Here is a 16,751-nt window from a genome sequence, read left to right as displayed (position 1 = left end):
GCGTCTTACATATTCTTTAAGTCTAACTTTTCAGCAAAATAATCGCAAAAGTCCTTCATTGTTGCGGTCATTTTTTCATCTTGGGTCGCTTTCATAAAAGTATCGGACAGGGATACCAGGGTTTGATGAAAAAAAATCTTCATTTCATCTACTGGCATGTCTTTGGTCCAAAGATCTATTTTCAGTGATTCTTTATTTCCACTATCCCAAACGGACAGCAACATGGCTTTCGCCTCCTCATTGTCTATACCGCCATCCTGGGCAGACCATGTCAACGATTCGGGAACACGATTTTCATCGAGGGCCACTTTTAGTGTAATTTCTGAAGTATGGAGCTTTGCCATTAATATCTTTTTGGTTTGTAATTAGCTTGTCTAAATATTTCTTCTGCCGATATGTTCAGCAATTGCTGTAGGCTTAGGTCGTTGTTGTCCATAAAAGCTCTAACAATTTGCCAGCCCATGTATCTACCAATACGTCCAGGCGATTCATTATCGAGTTCCAACCGAAACTTGGAAAAAGGTGCTGGGTCCAAAAAACGTAAATCCAATTTATTGTCGGTACTATATAGTAATTCGCGTTCTATTAAATACCTCCAAATTTGCTCCTCATTGGCCTGTGCCCAAGCAAGTTGCGCCTCTGAATAGCCTATTTTTTGACCATCGGTAGAAGCGGGCATCAATTTTTCCTTTACATATAATTCTTTGCCGTAGTACACCATTTTTGAAAGAAAAGACCGGTCTCTAGACCTTGGAATTACCTTTTTAACAAAGGCGCCGGCTACATCGCTTACCAAAAATCGTTTGTCCAGACCAGAAGCAATATAGCTTTGAATTCCGGCATAAAACCTGTGCTCATTGCCCAAATAGTTGTCCAAGCCAATAAGTAGTAAACTATCTGTAAGTATAATCCGATTGTTATAATCTACATCGGAAGTCAGTGTAATTACCTTGGGAATATTGTATTTGGGAAAATAGTGGTGAATATGTTTAAAGAGCAGCTCCAAATCGTCCGCTTCTTCCTTGAAGCCCCCAAAAACCATATCTACTTCGTTGTGCAGGCTTATCTGCAGCGTGTCTGACAATTTGGCCTCCCAAATACTATCTGTGTATTGAGGTGGAAATAGGAAGGGATATTTATGCTTCAGATTAGGAATATCCGATGGGCCAGACTCTGCAAATTCCCGATCAAAACGAATCACCTCAAGATTGATGTCCGTCTCAGCAATTTCCGAAGCTACTTTATTTTTATCGCCACAAGCAAAACAGATCATCAACAACCCACCAACAAGCAAATTCTTCGCCACCCTATAAAAGTAATCTTCCTTTGACTTCATTTTTTAGCTTCTAGGCTTTATTTTTACGACGGCAAAGTTAATCGTTTCTACGAAATAAAATCGATATGCAAACAGAGAAAGTAGTGACCCATATTGTTAATTGGTTAAAAGATTATGCCTTGGATGCCAAACAAAAAGGTTTTGTTATCGGGATTTCGGGCGGAATAGATTCTGCTGTAACCTCTACCTTATGTGCAAAGACGGGGCTAAAGCTATTATGTTTGGAAATGCCCATACACCAAAGCGAGAACCAGGTGACCAGGGCATCTAGGCACATTCAGTGGCTACAAGACCATTTTTCCAATGTAGATAGGCAATTAGTAAACCTCACCCCTGTGTTTGATGGTTTGGTAGCTGCACTACCTGCGGTGGACAATGAGGAGGAAAGGTTTATGTCATTGGCCAATACACGTGCCCGACTAAGGATGACCAGCTTGTATTACTTTGCGGCCTTAGAACGCTATTTAGTGGCTGGGACAGGAAATAAGGTCGAGGATTTTGGCGTGGGTTTCTATACCAAATATGGTGATGGTGGAGTAGACCTAAGCCCAATTGCCGACCTACTTAAGACCGAAGTTTATGAAATTGCCGAGTTTCTTGGTGTAAACCACGAAATCATTGAAGCTGCACCTACAGATGGGCTATGGGGAGATAATAGAACGGACGAAGATCAGATAGGAGCTTCCTATCCAGAATTGGAATGGGCAATGAAAATGAGCGACTTAGAAAAGCAACCTGATGACTTTTCTGGTAGGGAAAAAGAAGTTTTTCGTATCTTTAAAAAGTTCAATTCATCAAACAAACATAAGATGGTTCCTATACCAGTTTGCGAGATACCTGAGGTGTTAAAATCACCTCTTGGCTAGGAATCAAGTATTTAAATCGAAAAAAAGCGGAAAAATTCTTGTTTATCGAGAAAAAAAATGATTTTTGTTCACCAACTTAGATAATTTAACCTTACATTGCATGTCAGTATTTTTAGACGTGTAATAATGGTTAAAATCTAGAAAACACACCACAATGATTAAAGTTATAATTGCGGATAACCACCCAATTGTTAGAATGGGAATTAAGCAGGTATTAGGATCTGCTTCTGATTTTGAAGTTATCGATGACGTTTCTACCACCTCTGAATTGTTTGATAAACTGGAAAAAGTTACTCCAGATGTTGTAATGCTAGAGATGGACATTCCCGAAATCAATGGTATCGCTACCCTAAGAAAAATAAAACAAGAATATCCAGATGTAAGGGTACTTATTTACAGTGGGCAATCTGAGGATGTCTATGCGCTAAGTACTATACGAGCTGGTGCCTTTGGTTATTTATCAAAAACAGCGGATTTGGATTACATAATCAGTGCCGTTAGAAAGGTAAGTCAAGGAAATATGTTTATTACCAATGAACTTGCACAACGCTTGGCATTTGATGAAGGCACACAGAAACCTAGGAGGTTTTTCAGAAAACTTTCTACCCGCGAAGTTGAAGTGTTAAAACTATTGGCCAGTGGAAAAAGAAACAAAGATGTAGCTCTTGGGCTTAATCTTAATGAAAAGACAGTAAGTACTTACAAGGCAAGGTTAATGCGTAAGTTGAATGTAGATAATCTTGTAGATTTACTTCAACAGGCAAAAGCTTTGGAGCTGTACTAACAAAATATTTGGTATACTTACCAAAAAACCCGATAGACGTTAACGTTTATCGGGTTTTTTATTATCACTTACTGCAAAACTTAGGACAATACCCTGTTTAACTTTTTATTCAGTAGTTTATTAAGCTGTAGGTAATTTACAATTTCTTCTAAAGTTTCCCTATTGTCCTCATTGGCTTCTTGAGTGTCTTTCTGCAAAACGGCTATTCTTCTTTTTATGAGATAGCATCGTAAAGTTAAAATGGTTTCACTGACCAGTTGGGCAATTCCTTGCTTTTTGTCTTTGGGATATATGTCTTTACGCTCCCAGTTGTGCAGCGTATATTTTTCCTCTTCCATTAAAATTGAAGAAACTTCGTCCATAATATCGCTATCTAATCCAGCCATAAAGGCATTTATAGAAAAATCTTCCCTTTCGTTCAATTGTTCTATGAGGTCGTAATAGATGTTCCTAAATCGCTCATGAGTAAGCTCAATCTCATCCTCCTGAAGATCCAGATAAATTTTTTCGTATACCTTTGCTTCCAATTGTTCGGGTTCTAGTACAAGGTCCCCGCTTTCATTTTCTTTGAGTATTAAATCTTCAAACTCCTGTTCAAGATCGCCGTAGAGCAATAGCATTTCTATAATTTTCCTTTCCAGTTCGTACTGAACGTCTACCTTCTGGGCCGCAGGTTCGTTTTTAACCACATCAAAGGCACGCTGTTCTTGCTTTACTTTTTTGTTGGCCTCTGCAAGGTCTTTTTTTCCTATTTGTGCCAAGGTATTGAATAGCACCTCTTCGGAAATATTCATGATCTGGGCACATTCCTGAATATAAATCTCCCTTTTGATCCTATCCGGTATCTTGGAAATACTATTTACGATATCCCGTATGGTATCTGCCTTTTTAATGGGGTCGCCATCGGATTCATTAATCAAAAGAGATGTCTTAAATTGAATAAAGTCTTTTGAGTTCTCCTTTAGATAACCTAATATCTCTTCATTGTCATTCTTTTTGGCAAAACTATCAGGATCTTCCCCTTCTGGAAAAGTGCAGACTTTAACGTTCATTCCTTGTTCCAAAATAAGGTCAATACCCCTCAAGGAAGCTCTTAAGCCTGCGGCATCCCCATCAAACAATACCGTAATATTCTTGGTAAGCCTATTGATTAACCTAATTTGATCTGCAGTAAGTGCCGTACCACTAGAGGCCACCACATTGGTAATGCCACTTTGGTAAAACTGTATAACATCGGTATACCCTTCAACCAAATAACAAATATCTTCTTTGGCGATGGTCTGCTTGGCATGGTAGATGCCATATAGTACCTTACTTTTATGGTAGATATCGCTTTCGGGAGAGTTCAGGTATTTTGCAGCTTTTTTATCACTCGTCAAAATTCGACCTCCAAAACCCAACACACGTCCACTCATAGAATGGATGGGGAACATAACCCGCCCTTTAAAACGGTCAAATTTTTTCTGGTCCTCCGCATCGTTGGTTTGCTCCTTTACAATGGTAAGTCCGGTCTTTTGCAAGTAGTCTAGCTGATATCCATCCTTAAGAGCAGTATTGGTAAAGGCGTCCCATTGGTTGGGATTGTAGCCTAAACCAAACTTCTTTATGGTCTCTTCCGTAAACCCGCGCTCTTTAAAATACGACAACCCAATGGCCTTTCCTGGCTCGGTCTCCCATAACGTATTGCTAAAATACTTCTGAGCGTACTCCGAAACCAGATACATACTCTCTCGCTCATTTTGTTGTTCCTTTTCTTCACTACTCTGCTCGGTCTCCTCTACTTCAATATTATATTTTTTAGCCAAATATTTAATGGCCTCCGGATACGTAAAGTGTTCATGTTCCATCAGAAAAGCAACCACATTGCCTCCTTTGCCACTACTAAAGTCTTTCCAGATCTGTTTTACCGGAGAAACCATAAAACTAGGCGTGCGCTCATCGGAAAATGGACTTAATCCCTTAAAATTGGAACCCGATTTCTTCAACTGTACAAAATCGCCAATTACCTCCTCTAAACGGGCAGTCTCATATACTTGATCTATGGTAGATTTTGAAATCAAATTTTATAAACGTTGGGTGTTTCAGTTGCAGAAAAACAATATCGTAAAGATAAATCAAAATATAAACGGAAAAGCCAAAAAACTACTTTTTCCTGTCATAAGAATACCAACATAAAATAGGTTTAAGGTTAAATTATAGAGCCAAACTTCGCCATGCTTTTGTTAATATTTATATAGAAACCATAACATTTTTATTTCATCGTTTCTAAAATTGATTAACCTGATTAAAATATAATATGCTGATTATTAATTACTTATAAAGATTACAATGCTTTTTGTTATTAAAATCTTCTTTGTGATATAATATTTTGAGTTGTAAGCGAGGAAAGGTGATTGCGTACCAAACAAGAGTCAAGAACCAAAAAACAAAACTCTTGATCCATATATAGTCTTCGGCCGGAAAACTAGCAAGTGATGATCATCTTTTTTAAACATTGACAATGACCGTAATCCGTGTTTTATAGAACTGTTGTAAAAGATGAATCAAAAAAACAATTTAAAAACTAAAAAAATTAAGATGAAAAATTTAAAATTATTTCCATTTGCCTTGCTGGCCATGGTAATTGCAATCAGTTCTTGTAGTGATGATGACGATTTCATAACCAACGATCCTGTAGCGGAAGACGATAACACAGATGGAGGCGATAATGATACCGGTGGATTTGTAGGAGCGGTCTACGCCATGACCAATGGTGATGGGCAAGTAGCCGGAACAAATGTACAGGGACCTAATGTAATAATTGCTTATGGAAGAAACGCAGATGGATCTTTAACACCTATTGGGCCTAACTCAACGGGTGGCAATGGTGGTGATTTTGATGGTGGAGAGGGTTTAGATCCCCTTATCTCTGCTTATGCCCTTACCAAAACTGATGATAATGCCAATTTATTGGCGGTAAATGCAGGCAGTAATACAATTACTTCCTTTAACATCAATGAAGATTATTCGCTAGAATTGGTAGGTTCCCAAGATACTGGGGCGTTAGGGCCAAACAGTATAGCCTATTCCCCAAGGCCCGATGCCGCGGATGGGTTAAAAGGCATTGTATATGTAAGCAATATTACCCGCCAGGAGTTTCTTTCCGGGGGAGAACCAGAGCATCAGGGAACTGTAACCGGATATTGGTTGTTGGATGATGGCTCTTTATCCCCAATTGGCGGTTCTACCAGAGACTTGGCCAATAGGCCATCTGCCGTGCAATTTTCACCCGATGGAAATTGGTTGGTGGTAGCCTCCATTAATTCGGGAGCTTCAGCGTTGGCCTCCGGAAGTGAAGATGAATTGGTGGTGTACTCAGTAAACGCTGATGGAACACTAAGCGACACTGCATGGGGAGCGGCTACATCTACCTTAAGAGGTAATACAGAAGGAAGAAATCTTCCGTCCGCCATTGGCTTTCAAATAGTTGGGGACAACTATGTGGTAGTTACAGAGGCCAGGGAATTTCAGCCAGACGGCACCCCACCTGCATTTCCTGCCTTGCAAGACGGTTCGGTATCCACATGGCAAATCCAAGCAGATGGTACCCTTACCCCAATAAGTTTAGATGTACGTTCTGGGGAAGGAAACACTGGCAGAACAGCTTGTTGGTTAGATTTTACCGCGGACGGAAGTACCTTCTTTGTCTCCAATGCCATAGAAGCGGGTTTGGCTTCCTATAACTTTAACAATGGTATCGTTGCTTTAATAGATCAAACCGCTGCCTTAGGTAACGGAACTGGAGGTGCTGACAATGGACCGGATGCTTTTGCAAATACGGAAGGGTGGATAGATATGTGGATTACAGATGATGGGGCTTATTTATATCAGCTATACGGGTTGGACGGTACCATAGGAATCTACAGAATCAACGGTCAGTCGTTAGAACATGTGGGCGAGGAGTCTGGAAATCTTCCCGACACCAACACTCAAGGTATTGTCGCAATTTAATGTTGTGGAGGTTTTGTTTTGATGAAAAGCCGAGGTTATTCCTCGGCTTTGTTATTAAACCTTAATTTTTAAAGATCAAATCGCAATCCCAATGAGATATTATGCTGATCGGTTATAGCGTCCTGAAACAAAGGGCTTAAATCGTATTTTGCATAAAGCAAAACTCCTTCTATACCTGCATAGGCACTTAATCCGTAAACAAAATTGCTTGTATTGTACCCTCTTTTTAATTTGTCCTTTACGCTTTCACCATTTCTGGTATATTTTAGTTTTTGACGGGTACCCAGGTTAAATCCGCCATAACCACCAATACCCATCCTAAATTGATTATGGAGGGAATACCGAATACTGTTCTCAGTCTCCCTAATTTTGGACGGTCCAAACTCAATATGAATGGGAAATACCAAATTGTCCATACGGAGTTTGGATTTTTTAAGGTCGAATTCAAATTCTTCCAGTTCGGTCTGATCGCCGTTGGTAACGAATATTTGATTCCCTTCGGGTTTTAAACCGTTGAACTGAAAGGAAAAACCATAATTTAATCTGAAAAAATTGGAATTACGAAAAATCCGTGTTCGCCAAGCCCATCCCATCTCAAAGAACCTACTACCGCCAATCTTATAAGGCGAATCTTCCAATGACTGTCCTTCTGTTATGGCATTGTTTAAACCAATGGCAAAAACAAAGTCGGAATAGGTCTTACGATCGTATTTGGGCTTTTTCCTTTCAAAAATTCGCCATGGTTCATCACCAAAATTAATACTCACTCCTACCCCATCGTCAAAGTCGGGGCGATCCTTTGTACTTTCTAAAAGCTCCCCTTCGTTTCTTTCTAAAAGTGCAATCTTGTTGTCTATGATTGAAATCCTGTTCTCGATGTTCAAAGCTCTTTTTTTAGCGGCTGCCTCTTTAAGGGTCTTCGCTTCCTCCATACTAATTTGCCCCCTTTCTGCTCGCTTATTAATATCCTCTATTTCTAACTTAAGGGCTTCCTTTTCCTGATCGGTAATCCTATCGCGCTGCTCTTGCAGGGCTTCAATTTTTTCTTTGTATTTGTTCTGTGCAACTAAATTTTGGGTGACTAAAGAAAATATTAGCACCGCTAAATAAAAACTAATGATTCGCATGATTTTTGATTTTACCCCTCCATACCTCCCCTATACTGGTACATGACCAAATATGGGGAGATAGCTCAGGGATTGATTATTGATTGATGAATATTGTTGATTACCTAATTAACCTACGTCCGTTTAATTATTGCGATCAGCCACCGCGGTTCTAACCTTGATGAAACCGCTTTTGAGAGATTCAAAAATTTGATCTCTAAAGGACTGGTCCAATTCGTCCTCCGCTTCTGCCAACAGTGCCACATGATCTACCGTTTGATCTTTGCGAAAAAGCTTATTGGTTAAAATATCTTTTTGCGCTCTTCTTAATATGGAATCTACTTCGGCATCGGTGACTTCGGTATTCGATTTTTCCAAAAGATTTACCTGGGCCACAACTTCGGCAATTTTAGAGTCGATGATTTTTTCCGTATCCTCCCCCAATGATTTTTCTTTGTTTTCCGCCACCTGTTCCTCCAAGGGTTCCACGTTTTTGGAACCCTGAAGGATTTGTTTACTTAACCTTTGTTGCTCATTGGGTGCTGAAATTGTTTGTATTTCCGTTAATTCCTCTTTAATGGAAGTAGGCGCCATTACTGCTTTGATTTGCTCTTTTTCCACCGGGTTTTTCTTATTGGTCCCTAAAATGGGCTCTGGTGCCTCTTTAATGTGCTCTGTTTGAGGTACCTTAACAACCTGGTCACTATCCAATTCCTTTTCCCCGTTTCCCAAATACCATATGGATATGCTTAAAAGACCTATGAAACTTGCAGCCACGCTATACCACAGAATACTGTTCTTCTTCGGTTTTTGGTGAGTGTCCAAAGTATCAGAAATGGAACTCCAAGCCTTATCTGAAGGTTTTATCGTCCTTTCATCAAACTTTTCCTTTATCTGTTGTTCAAACTTAACGGGTGCCATAACTTAAAATATTTTCTTTCTTTAATTTGTCCTGTAACATTTTTCGAGCTTTAAAAAGCTGTGTTTTTGAGGTGCTTTCGGAAATTTTCAGCATTTCGGCTATTTCGGTATGCTTATAACCTTCTACCGCATAAAGCACAAAAACCATTTTATACCCTTCGGGCAACTTATCTATAAGCCGCTGTATTGATTCTACATCAAACTCTTCGTTAATTGAAAAAGAGGTGCTGGCGTTATTTTCATAAATTTCCTCATCAAAGACCACAAATTGTTTTTTCCTTAAATAGGAGATAGATTCCCGTACCATAATTTTCCGTATCCACCCTTCAAAGCTGCCCCTATTCTCAAAGTTGCTTAAGTGGGAAAATACTTTTACAAATCCACCGATCATAACGTCTTCCGCAAACTGTAAATCTTGGATGTATTGTCTGCATACACTCAACATTCTAGGAGCATATTTATCATAAATGGCTTGCTGAGCCTGCCTGTCGGACTTAGCTGCTCTTTTAATAAGTGTACTATCGCTATTATAAAAAGAAATAATTTTCACCTTAGTTAGTGTCTGCTATAAAGATAGACGTCTAAAATGGTAAAAACGTTGCCTGAAGTGTTGGATTTTTTTAAAAAAATTGCTGTTGGTACATGTTTCAACCTATTTCTTTCGGTCTACTACATAATTCACCATAAGTTCTAGAGCGCTCTTATAAGCAGAATCTGGGTAGGGTTTTAATAGCCCCAACGCTTCGTCTTTAAAAGCATGCATTTTGATCTCCGCGTAGGCCAATCCGCCATTTGCTTTCACAAAGTTTATTACTTCTTTTACCCTCTTTTTGTTTTTGTTATGGTTTTTAATGGAATTTATGAGCCAGTTTCTTTCTTTTTTATCGCAATTGTTTAAAACATGGATAAAAGGTAAGGTCATTTTTTGTTCTTTGATATCTATGCCTGTGGGCTTCCCTATTTTTTCCTCACCATAATCAAAGAGGTCGTCCTTTATCTGAAATGCCATACCGCATAGCTCGCCAAATCTCCTAAAAGTTTCCACTTCCTCAGATTGGGGCTTCACCGAGCAGGCACCAATACTGCAACACGAGGCTATTAGGGTAGCCGTTTTCTGTCTAATGATGTTATAGTAGACCTCTTCGGTGATATCTAGCAGCCTTGCTTTTTCAATCTGTAACAACTCGCCTTCACTCATTTCGCGTACCGCTACAGAAATTATTTTCAACAGATCAAAATCTTCATGATCAATAGATAACAAAACTCCTTTGGAGAAAAGGTAATCACCCACCAGTACGGCAATTTTATTTTTCCATAATGCATTGATAGAGAAAAAACCCCGTCTTTTATCGCTTTCATCCACTACATCATCATGGACAAGTGTAGCCGTATGTATGAGTTCTATAACGGAAGCACCGCGGTAGGTACGTTCGTTTACTTCTCCGCCGTTCAATAGCTTTGCAGTTAGAAAAACAAACATAGGTCTCATTTGTTTTCCTTTCCGGTTTACGATGTAATAGGTAATTCTATTGAAAAGGGCCACTTTGGAGGACATGGATTCGTGGAATTTTTTTTCAAAAAGCTCCATCTCCTGATTGATCGGTTCCTTAATCTGAGCTGCTATCTTCACAAACGATTGTCCATTTGGCTTGGTATCGTAAAATTAGTTAAAATTAAGGGCATACCCACAGCTATCCGATAAGCTTAACATAAAATGCGAGCAATGAAGCTTTGCCAGGTACATACTAAGACTTATTGGCCAATTGCCCACAGGCCGCATCTATGTCTTTGCCCCTAGAACGGCGGACGGTTACAATAATTCCGTTCTTTTCTAAAGTAGCTACATACATTTCCAAAGCCGATCCGGATGCTTGCCTAAACATATCGTCATCTATAGGGTTGTATTCTATTAAGTTTACCTTAGAAGGAGCAAAACCACAAAAAGCAACCAAGGCATCTACATCCTCTTGGGTATCGTTAATGCCTTCCCATACCACATATTCATACGTAATCCGGCTTTTTGTCATTTGATACCAATATTCCAAGGCTTCCCTAAGATCATGTAACGAAAAGGTAGCGTTAAAGGGCATAATGGAGGTGCGTACCTCATCTATAGCGGAATGTAACGATACCGCCAGTTTAAATTTCACCTGCTCATCGGCCATCTTTTTAATCATCTTGGGTACGCCAGAGGTGGATACCGTAATTCGCTTCGGCGACATGCCTAAGCCTTCGGGGGAAGTAATCTTGTCAATGGCCTTTAAGACATTGTTATAGTTCATTAAGGGTTCTCCCATGCCCATAAATACAATATTGCTCAGTGGCCTATCAAAATAGAGACGGCTTTCATTGTCTATGGCAACTACCTGATCGTATATCTCATCCGGATTTAGATTGCGCATGCGTTTAAGCCTGGCTGTGGCGCAAAATTTGCAATCCAAACTACATCCTACTTGGCTGGAAACACAAGCAGTTGTTCGGGTTTTTGTAGGAATAAGTACAGACTCTACAACAAGATCATCATGTAAGCGAACGGCATTTTTAATGGTACCATCTTTGCTGCGTTGCATCTGATCTACCTTAATGTGGTTGATCACAAAATTATCGGTTAACATCTGCCTTGTTTCTTTGGAAACATTGGTCATGGCATCAAAAGAATGGGCAGATTTCTGCCACAGCCACTCATACACCTGATTCCCTCTAAAAGGCTTATCTCCCTTACTTTCAAAGAAATCCCTCAATTGCTCCTTGGTCAGGGCTCTGATGTCTTTTTTTTTGGCTGTATCCACTAGGTCATAGTTAAAAAATCTGCCTCCCCAAAATATTCAAAGACCTTGCCGGAGCATCTTTGTTTTGCATGCAGATTAGATAATCAGCATGGCATCTCCATAAGAATAGAATTTATATCCTTCCAGGATTGCTTGTTTGTACGCTTTTTTCATTAAATCGTGCCCTATGAAGGCAGAAACCATCATCAATAACGTTGATTTTGGAAGGTGAAAATTTGTAACCATACAATTGGCAATACTAAAGTCGTATGGAGGAAATACAAATTTGTTTGTCCACCCGTCGAAAGTGTTTAAGGTACGTTCCGAAGATACCGCACTTTCCAACCCTCTCATTGCCGTTGTACCCACCGCACAAATTCTCCTTTTTTGTAATTTTGCATTGTTTACAATTTCAGTGGCCTTTTCGTCGATTATAAGTTCTTCACTGTCCATTTTGTGTTTGGAAAGATCTTCTACTTCCACCGGATTAAAGGTACCTAGGCCAACGTGCAGCGTTATTTCGGCAAAATCAACACCTTTTATTTCCAATTTTTTCAGCAAATGTTTAGAAAAATGTAAACCGGCCGTAGGTGCCGCAACGGCGCCTTCATGCTTGGCATAAATGGTTTGATAGCGTTGCTCGTCTTCGGGTTCTACATCCCTTTTAATATATTTTGGTAAAGGGGTTTCTCCTAGTTCTCTTAGTTTTCTTCTGAAATCGGTATACGATCCGTCATAAAGAAAACGTAACGTACGCCCTCTAGACGTGGTATTGTCTATTACCTCTGCAACCAAGTTTTCATCATCCCCGAAATATAGTTTATTCCCAATCCTGATTTTACGCGCCGGATCCACTAAAACATCCCACAAACGTTGTTCTTCGTTCAGTTCGCGTAACAAGAATACTTCAATCCTTGCGCCTGTCTTTTCTTTGTTGCCATACAATCTTGCCGGAAAAACCTTGGTGTTGTTCAAAACCATAACATCACCCTCATCAAAATAATCTATAAGATCTTTGAACATTTTGTGTTCTATCTTTCCGGTTTCCCTATGAATAACCATTAACTTGGATTCGTCCCTATTTTCAGCAGGGTATTCTGCCATTAATTCTTTTGGAAGTTCAAAACTGAAGTGCGATAATTTCATATGGTGATTTTAGTTTTTGTAATCCGAGGGCATCTAATATTTTCTTTACCTATTTGGCAAACCTAACTTTTGTGCCCATCAGGGTAAATGATGGTCTTGTTTAATGATTTTTGCGGCTGCAAATATACAATCCTGAACTAGGCGTTGTCAAGTAAAACGGGTAATAAATAAATTTAAAGCTCTGTAATACCGATATGAAGCGATTCTAGGTCTTTCCAATAATCGGGATAAGACTTGGAAACCACCTCCGCATCATTGATAACTATGGGTGTTTTTAGGGCCAAAGGTGCAAACGCCATAGCCATGCGGTGATCGTGATAGGTATCTATAGGTATATTTTCCTTTATCTTTGTTGACGACCCCAAGGTTAGGGTCTTATCGGACACGGTAATGTTTGCCCCTAACTTAGACAGTTCTTCTTTAAGAGCCTCCAATCTATCGGTCTCCTTAATCTTTAAAGTATGTAAACCTGATAGATGGCATCCCCAACCCAGACCAAAACAACTTACCGCGATGGTTTGTGCAATATCTGGAGCGTTGGATAGGTCATAACTCAACAATGGTGGCTTGGCCACCGCTACCTTTTTAAGTACAATCGTATTTTCCCTAAAGTCTGTTATCACTCCAAAATCCTCATATATTTCAGAAAGTACGCTATCGCCCTGTAAACTGTTTTGTTTATAAGCGGACAGGCTAATCTCAGAACCTTCATCTGCAAGCGCCATTATGCCATAGAAATAAGAGGCTGAACTCCAGTCAGATTCTACTACTACCTTTATGGGGTCTACGGTCTTTTTTGGAAAGACCTTGATCTGGTTTCCTTCAAATGAATTTGCTATGCCAATTTGTTTTAACAATGCCAGGGTCATTTTTATATAGGGTACCGATGTAATTTTGCCCAATAAGTTCAATTCCAATCCCTTTTCTAAACTTGGAGCAATCAGTAGTAAAGCCGTAATATACTGGCTGCTAATATTGGCGGGTAAACTCACTACGTTTTGTTCCAGCTTATGTCCCTTAATATGGATGGGCGGATACCCTTTGTCCTTTACATACCTAATTTCCGCTCCCAAACGCTGTAGTGCTTCCACCAATACTTTTATTGGGCGTTCGGTCATACGTTTAGAACCGGTGAGCGTCACTTCCTTCCCTTCTTGGGAAGCAAAAAAAGCGGTAAGAAAACGCATTGCTGTACCCGCATGGTGTATATCTACCTCTCCGGTGGAGGTGGCTAGCCCCTTCTTCATTACCCTTGCATCATCAGAATTGGAAAGGTTTTGGATATCCAAATTTGGGAATAACGCTTGTAATAAGAGCAGACGATTTGATTCGCTCTTAGAACCTGTTATTTTAATATTGGATCTTACTAAGCTGGATTTGGGAGGTGAAAGGTGTAAATTCAATTTTTATAGTGTTTGGCAAAGGAATTAGCGAACCGATAAACCTTTTATATTTGACTAAAAAAGAAAGACAAATATAACACTATTTAAGTTTTTGGTTATTGTGATGCCTATCGTGATCTCTCTTCGCCTTTAGGTCCAATTTCTGGTCAAATGCCGCTTGTAAATCAACGCCTGTTTGATTGGCTAAACAGAGTACAACGAACAACACATCGGCCAATTCTTCACCCAAATCCTTGTTTTTATCGGATTCCTTCTCGCTCTGCTCTCCATACCTTCTGGCTATTATGCGAGCCACTTCCCCAACTTCCTCGGTTAGCTGGGCCATATTGGTAAGTTCGTTGAAATATCGGACACCATGGGTTTTGATCCACTCATCTACCGCTTCCTGCGCATTTTGTATGTTCATGCCTCTATATTTTGGACAAAACTACTTTTTCTGCTTCCTTTTCCACTATTTTTTTATATAATTCTTTGATTCCAGAGTATACTTGAGCCGGGAGTACGGCAGAATTCATTTTTATCTCTGCCAACACTTGTAGTCCCGTACTTCCTTGATCAACGATTTTATATCTAAAACTTCCCATACCGTTTTCCAGACCAATACTGATGTCCTCGGGCTTGGAAGTAACTTTATACCCTTCCGGGATAACGATGTTTATTATGTATTTATCTTGCCATGGAAAGGCAAAGTCTATAGGATAATCTCTCTTTTCCAACTTAAAAGGATTTTCTTTGGTTTGCTTAAATAGTAGTGGGGAAAAATATATTTTGTCCCCGATGACCTCTAACTGACTTTCCATGAAAAAATCGTAGGTCTCCACTATGGCTTTACCAACATGTTCTTTATTTAGCACCTTGTAATTGGAAATTTCCAAGCCGTTCAGATCGTTCTCCAATTTTTCTAAATAAGAATCCTCATCTACTTCATTGTAATTGTTTCTAAAGTAATAAGCATTATGATCGGTGTAGTTTTTTCTAAATTTACCCGCGATATCCCCGTTCGATTTTAAGTTTACATTGATCATATTGGACTCTCTCGAAAGTTTATTTGGAAGGACCTGAACCGTTTCCGAAGAACCATCTTCATGGATTACCCTACCCATCCAATTAAGCGCTCTAGTGGGGAGTAAATTAGGACTGGTATATTTATTGGAAGCGTCTAAGAGTACGCCATTACCATCTATTTCCACAATGGCCGCTACATAATTGAAACCTTCTCGGGTGGGAAACAGGGGCACGCCATGGCTCCTTGTGCTAATTAGGACCGGATTGGCCTTTAGTCCTGCCTCTCGCATCATTGCTACCAGCATAAGGTTAATATCGGCCACATTGCCCGTTTTTTCTTCAAAAGCTTTTTTTACACCCTCGTAAGCATATTTACCATTAAACCCGTTCCAATTCATTCGCTTCTGAACATATGCAAAAATAACACCTGCCTTTTCTGCATCAGTGGTTAACCCATTCAAAAGAACTTGAAGCTCGTCCTTAAAATATCTAGTAGTCTCTAACTGCTTGCCAAAACCATCGCTTTCGTAAATATTTTTCACAACCTTCTCCCAACTTGTAGCGTAACTCTTCATCGTAGACTGCGGATATTTCACATATTGCAGTTCATAGTTCATGCTTGCCCTGTAGTTATGCATATGGTTTACAAAGGGTTCCTCTTTAAGTGCAGGAACATTGACCATATTAAATGCGGTTTTCTTTTTGGTATAATTTATTGTGTTTTGGTCAAACTTTGAGGTGACAACCCAATCTCCGCTTCTTTGTTTACTATTTAATGTAATTCTCCCAGAGATTGAGGAATACTCGGGCATAATCTGCAAATACCCCTTCATATTGGTTTTAAATGAAAAATATTCGGGGATGGAAATAGTAACTTCCTGTTTCTTTATCGGAATATCGTATTGTAAAATCACCTCATCAATAGAATACGCAAATGGCGAGTTAATTTTATATTCGTACTCTATTACACTTCCCTCTTTTACAACAGGCATGGTAAATTTTTCTTCATTACGATATTTGGATAAAGAAGTAGTAAAGGTTTCGGACGATTTTAGTTTGGTCTTTACAATTTGTCCATTCTCCAAGTTATAGGTAAACCCTTTTATATTGCTCAACGACTCTTTGGTCCCTCCGTCTTTGTATAACCTTTCTACTACCGTGGCATAGGAAAACCCCTCGTTATTATAAATTTTTACTCGTTCATGAACGCTGGTAATTATCTGAAAGCCTACTTCTTGAATATATTTATAATCCAATTTAAACTTCCTAAAAAGTACCACTGCAGATGCGGAAGAATCTGGTTCGTACACCGTTTCTTCCAATTCTTGTTTGGTAACTTTCCCAAATTTAACTTCTTGGGCCGTATTGATAATCGTAAAAAACATCAATACACCCACTAATCGAATCTTAATAGTCCTCATATCTA

At 39.4% G+C, this 16,751-nt stretch carries 15 protein-coding genes; 3 read left to right on the top strand and 12 right to left on the bottom strand.

What is annotated here, in order from left to right:
- Positions 1–5: 5 nt before the first annotated feature.
- Together gldC and gldB are read right to left on the bottom strand one after the other, a co-directional pair.
- The gene (gene gldC, locus ACEQ81_RS07615; RefSeq protein WP_411030253.1) at positions 6–344 is read right to left on the bottom strand and encodes a gliding motility protein GldC; all 339 of its coding nucleotides are present in this window, start codon (positions 342–344) and stop codon (positions 6–8) included.
- Positions 344–1,336, bottom strand: a complete 993-nt coding sequence (gene gldB, locus ACEQ81_RS07610; protein WP_411030252.1) for a gliding motility lipoprotein GldB — start codon at positions 1,334–1,336, stop codon at positions 344–346. The genes gldC and gldB overlap by 1 nt, the downstream gene beginning before the upstream one ends.
- Positions 1,337–1,401: 65 nt before the next feature.
- Here gldB and nadE point away from each other — a divergent pair, with 65 nt between their 5' ends.
- Together nadE and ACEQ81_RS07600 are read left to right on the top strand one after the other, a co-directional pair.
- On the top strand, positions 1,402–2,202 hold the full coding sequence (gene nadE / locus ACEQ81_RS07605; protein ID WP_411030251.1) for an NAD(+) synthase: 801 nt from the start codon (positions 1,402–1,404) through the stop codon (positions 2,200–2,202).
- 154 nt (positions 2,203–2,356) lie between these two features.
- Positions 2,357–2,986: a response regulator gene (locus tag ACEQ81_RS07600; RefSeq protein ID WP_411030250.1), complete on the top strand. Its 630-nt coding sequence runs from the start codon at positions 2,357–2,359 to the stop codon at positions 2,984–2,986.
- A gap of 80 nt (positions 2,987–3,066) precedes the next feature.
- On the opposite strand, the gene dnaG is transcribed toward ACEQ81_RS07600, so the two are convergent.
- A complete protein-coding gene (dnaG, locus tag ACEQ81_RS07595) occupies positions 3,067–5,046 on the bottom strand; it encodes a DNA primase (protein ID WP_411030249.1) in 1,980 nt (659 codons plus the stop codon).
- A 517-nt stretch (positions 5,047–5,563) separates the two neighbouring features.
- Here dnaG and ACEQ81_RS07590 point away from each other — a divergent pair.
- Entirely contained in the window at positions 5,564–6,976 is a 1,413-nt protein-coding gene (locus tag ACEQ81_RS07590) for a hypothetical protein (protein ID WP_411030248.1), read from the top strand.
- A 68-nt stretch (positions 6,977–7,044) separates the two neighbouring features.
- Here ACEQ81_RS07590 and ACEQ81_RS07585 read toward each other — a convergent pair whose 3' ends face one another.
- The 9 genes from ACEQ81_RS07585 to ACEQ81_RS07545 form a co-directional block, all read right to left on the bottom strand.
- Positions 7,045–8,103, bottom strand: coding sequence for a hypothetical protein (locus ACEQ81_RS07585; protein WP_411030247.1), 1,059 nt, complete (start codon positions 8,101–8,103; stop codon positions 7,045–7,047).
- Between the two features lie 123 nt (positions 8,104–8,226).
- Positions 8,227–9,003, bottom strand: a complete 777-nt coding sequence (locus ACEQ81_RS07580) for a hypothetical protein (RefSeq protein ID WP_411030246.1) — start codon at positions 9,001–9,003, stop codon at positions 8,227–8,229.
- Complete coding sequence (locus ACEQ81_RS07575) at positions 8,990–9,553, bottom strand: RNA polymerase sigma factor (protein ID WP_411030245.1); 564 nt, start codon at positions 9,551–9,553, stop codon at positions 8,990–8,992. The genes ACEQ81_RS07580 and ACEQ81_RS07575 overlap by 14 nt, the downstream gene beginning before the upstream one ends.
- Before the next feature lie 102 nt (positions 9,554–9,655).
- A complete protein-coding gene (locus ACEQ81_RS07570) occupies positions 9,656–10,633 on the bottom strand; it encodes a polyprenyl synthetase family protein (protein ID WP_411030244.1) in 978 nt (325 codons plus the stop codon).
- 115 nt (positions 10,634–10,748) lie between these two features.
- Positions 10,749–11,792, bottom strand: a complete 1,044-nt coding sequence (rlmN, locus tag ACEQ81_RS07565; RefSeq protein ID WP_411030243.1) for a 23S rRNA (adenine(2503)-C(2))-methyltransferase RlmN — start codon at positions 11,790–11,792, stop codon at positions 10,749–10,751.
- Between the two features lie 75 nt (positions 11,793–11,867).
- Entirely contained in the window at positions 11,868–12,917 is a 1,050-nt protein-coding gene (gene queA / locus ACEQ81_RS07560) for a tRNA preQ1(34) S-adenosylmethionine ribosyltransferase-isomerase QueA (protein WP_411030242.1), read from the bottom strand.
- A gap of 173 nt (positions 12,918–13,090) precedes the next feature.
- Positions 13,091–14,320: a 3-phosphoshikimate 1-carboxyvinyltransferase gene (locus tag ACEQ81_RS07555; RefSeq protein ID WP_411030241.1), complete on the bottom strand. Its 1,230-nt coding sequence runs from the start codon at positions 14,318–14,320 to the stop codon at positions 13,091–13,093.
- Positions 14,321–14,399: 79 nt separating this feature from the next.
- Positions 14,400–14,726, bottom strand: a complete 327-nt coding sequence (locus tag ACEQ81_RS07550) for a nucleotide pyrophosphohydrolase (RefSeq protein ID WP_411030240.1) — start codon at positions 14,724–14,726, stop codon at positions 14,400–14,402.
- A 4-nt stretch (positions 14,727–14,730) separates the two neighbouring features.
- Positions 14,731–16,746, bottom strand: a complete 2,016-nt coding sequence (locus tag ACEQ81_RS07545; protein WP_411030239.1) for a DUF3857 domain-containing protein — start codon at positions 16,744–16,746, stop codon at positions 14,731–14,733.
- Positions 16,747–16,751: the final 5 nt, after the last annotated feature.

Origin of the sequence: Spongiimicrobium sp. 3-5, from assembly GCF_046557915.1 — a bacterium.
Classification (GTDB): domain Bacteria; phylum Bacteroidota; class Bacteroidia; order Flavobacteriales; family Flavobacteriaceae; genus JBHEBG01.
This window is presented reverse-complemented; position numbering and strand designations above follow the sequence as displayed.

Coding starts and splice junctions, on each gene's coding strand:
- gldC (WP_411030253.1), bottom strand. CDS start 344: ATGGCAAAGCTCCATACTTCAGAAATTACACTAAAAGTGGCCCTCGAT.
- gldB (WP_411030252.1), bottom strand. CDS start 1,336: ATGAAGTCAAAGGAAGATTACTTTTATAGGGTGGCGAAGAATTTGCTT.
- nadE (WP_411030251.1), top strand. CDS start 1,402: ATGCAAACAGAGAAAGTAGTGACCCATATTGTTAATTGGTTAAAAGAT.
- ACEQ81_RS07600 (WP_411030250.1), top strand. CDS start 2,357: ATGATTAAAGTTATAATTGCGGATAACCACCCAATTGTTAGAATGGGA.
- ACEQ81_RS07590 (WP_411030248.1), top strand. CDS start 5,564: ATGAAAAATTTAAAATTATTTCCATTTGCCTTGCTGGCCATGGTAATT.
- ACEQ81_RS07585 (WP_411030247.1), bottom strand. CDS start 8,103: ATGCGAATCATTAGTTTTTATTTAGCGGTGCTAATATTTTCTTTAGTC.
- ACEQ81_RS07580 (WP_411030246.1), bottom strand. CDS start 9,003: ATGGCACCCGTTAAGTTTGAACAACAGATAAAGGAAAAGTTTGATGAA.
- queA (WP_411030242.1), bottom strand. CDS start 12,917: ATGAAATTATCGCACTTCAGTTTTGAACTTCCAAAAGAATTAATGGCA.
- ACEQ81_RS07550 (WP_411030240.1), bottom strand. CDS start 14,726: ATGAACATACAAAATGCGCAGGAAGCGGTAGATGAGTGGATCAAAACC.
- ACEQ81_RS07545 (WP_411030239.1), bottom strand. CDS start 16,746: ATGAGGACTATTAAGATTCGATTAGTGGGTGTATTGATGTTTTTTACG.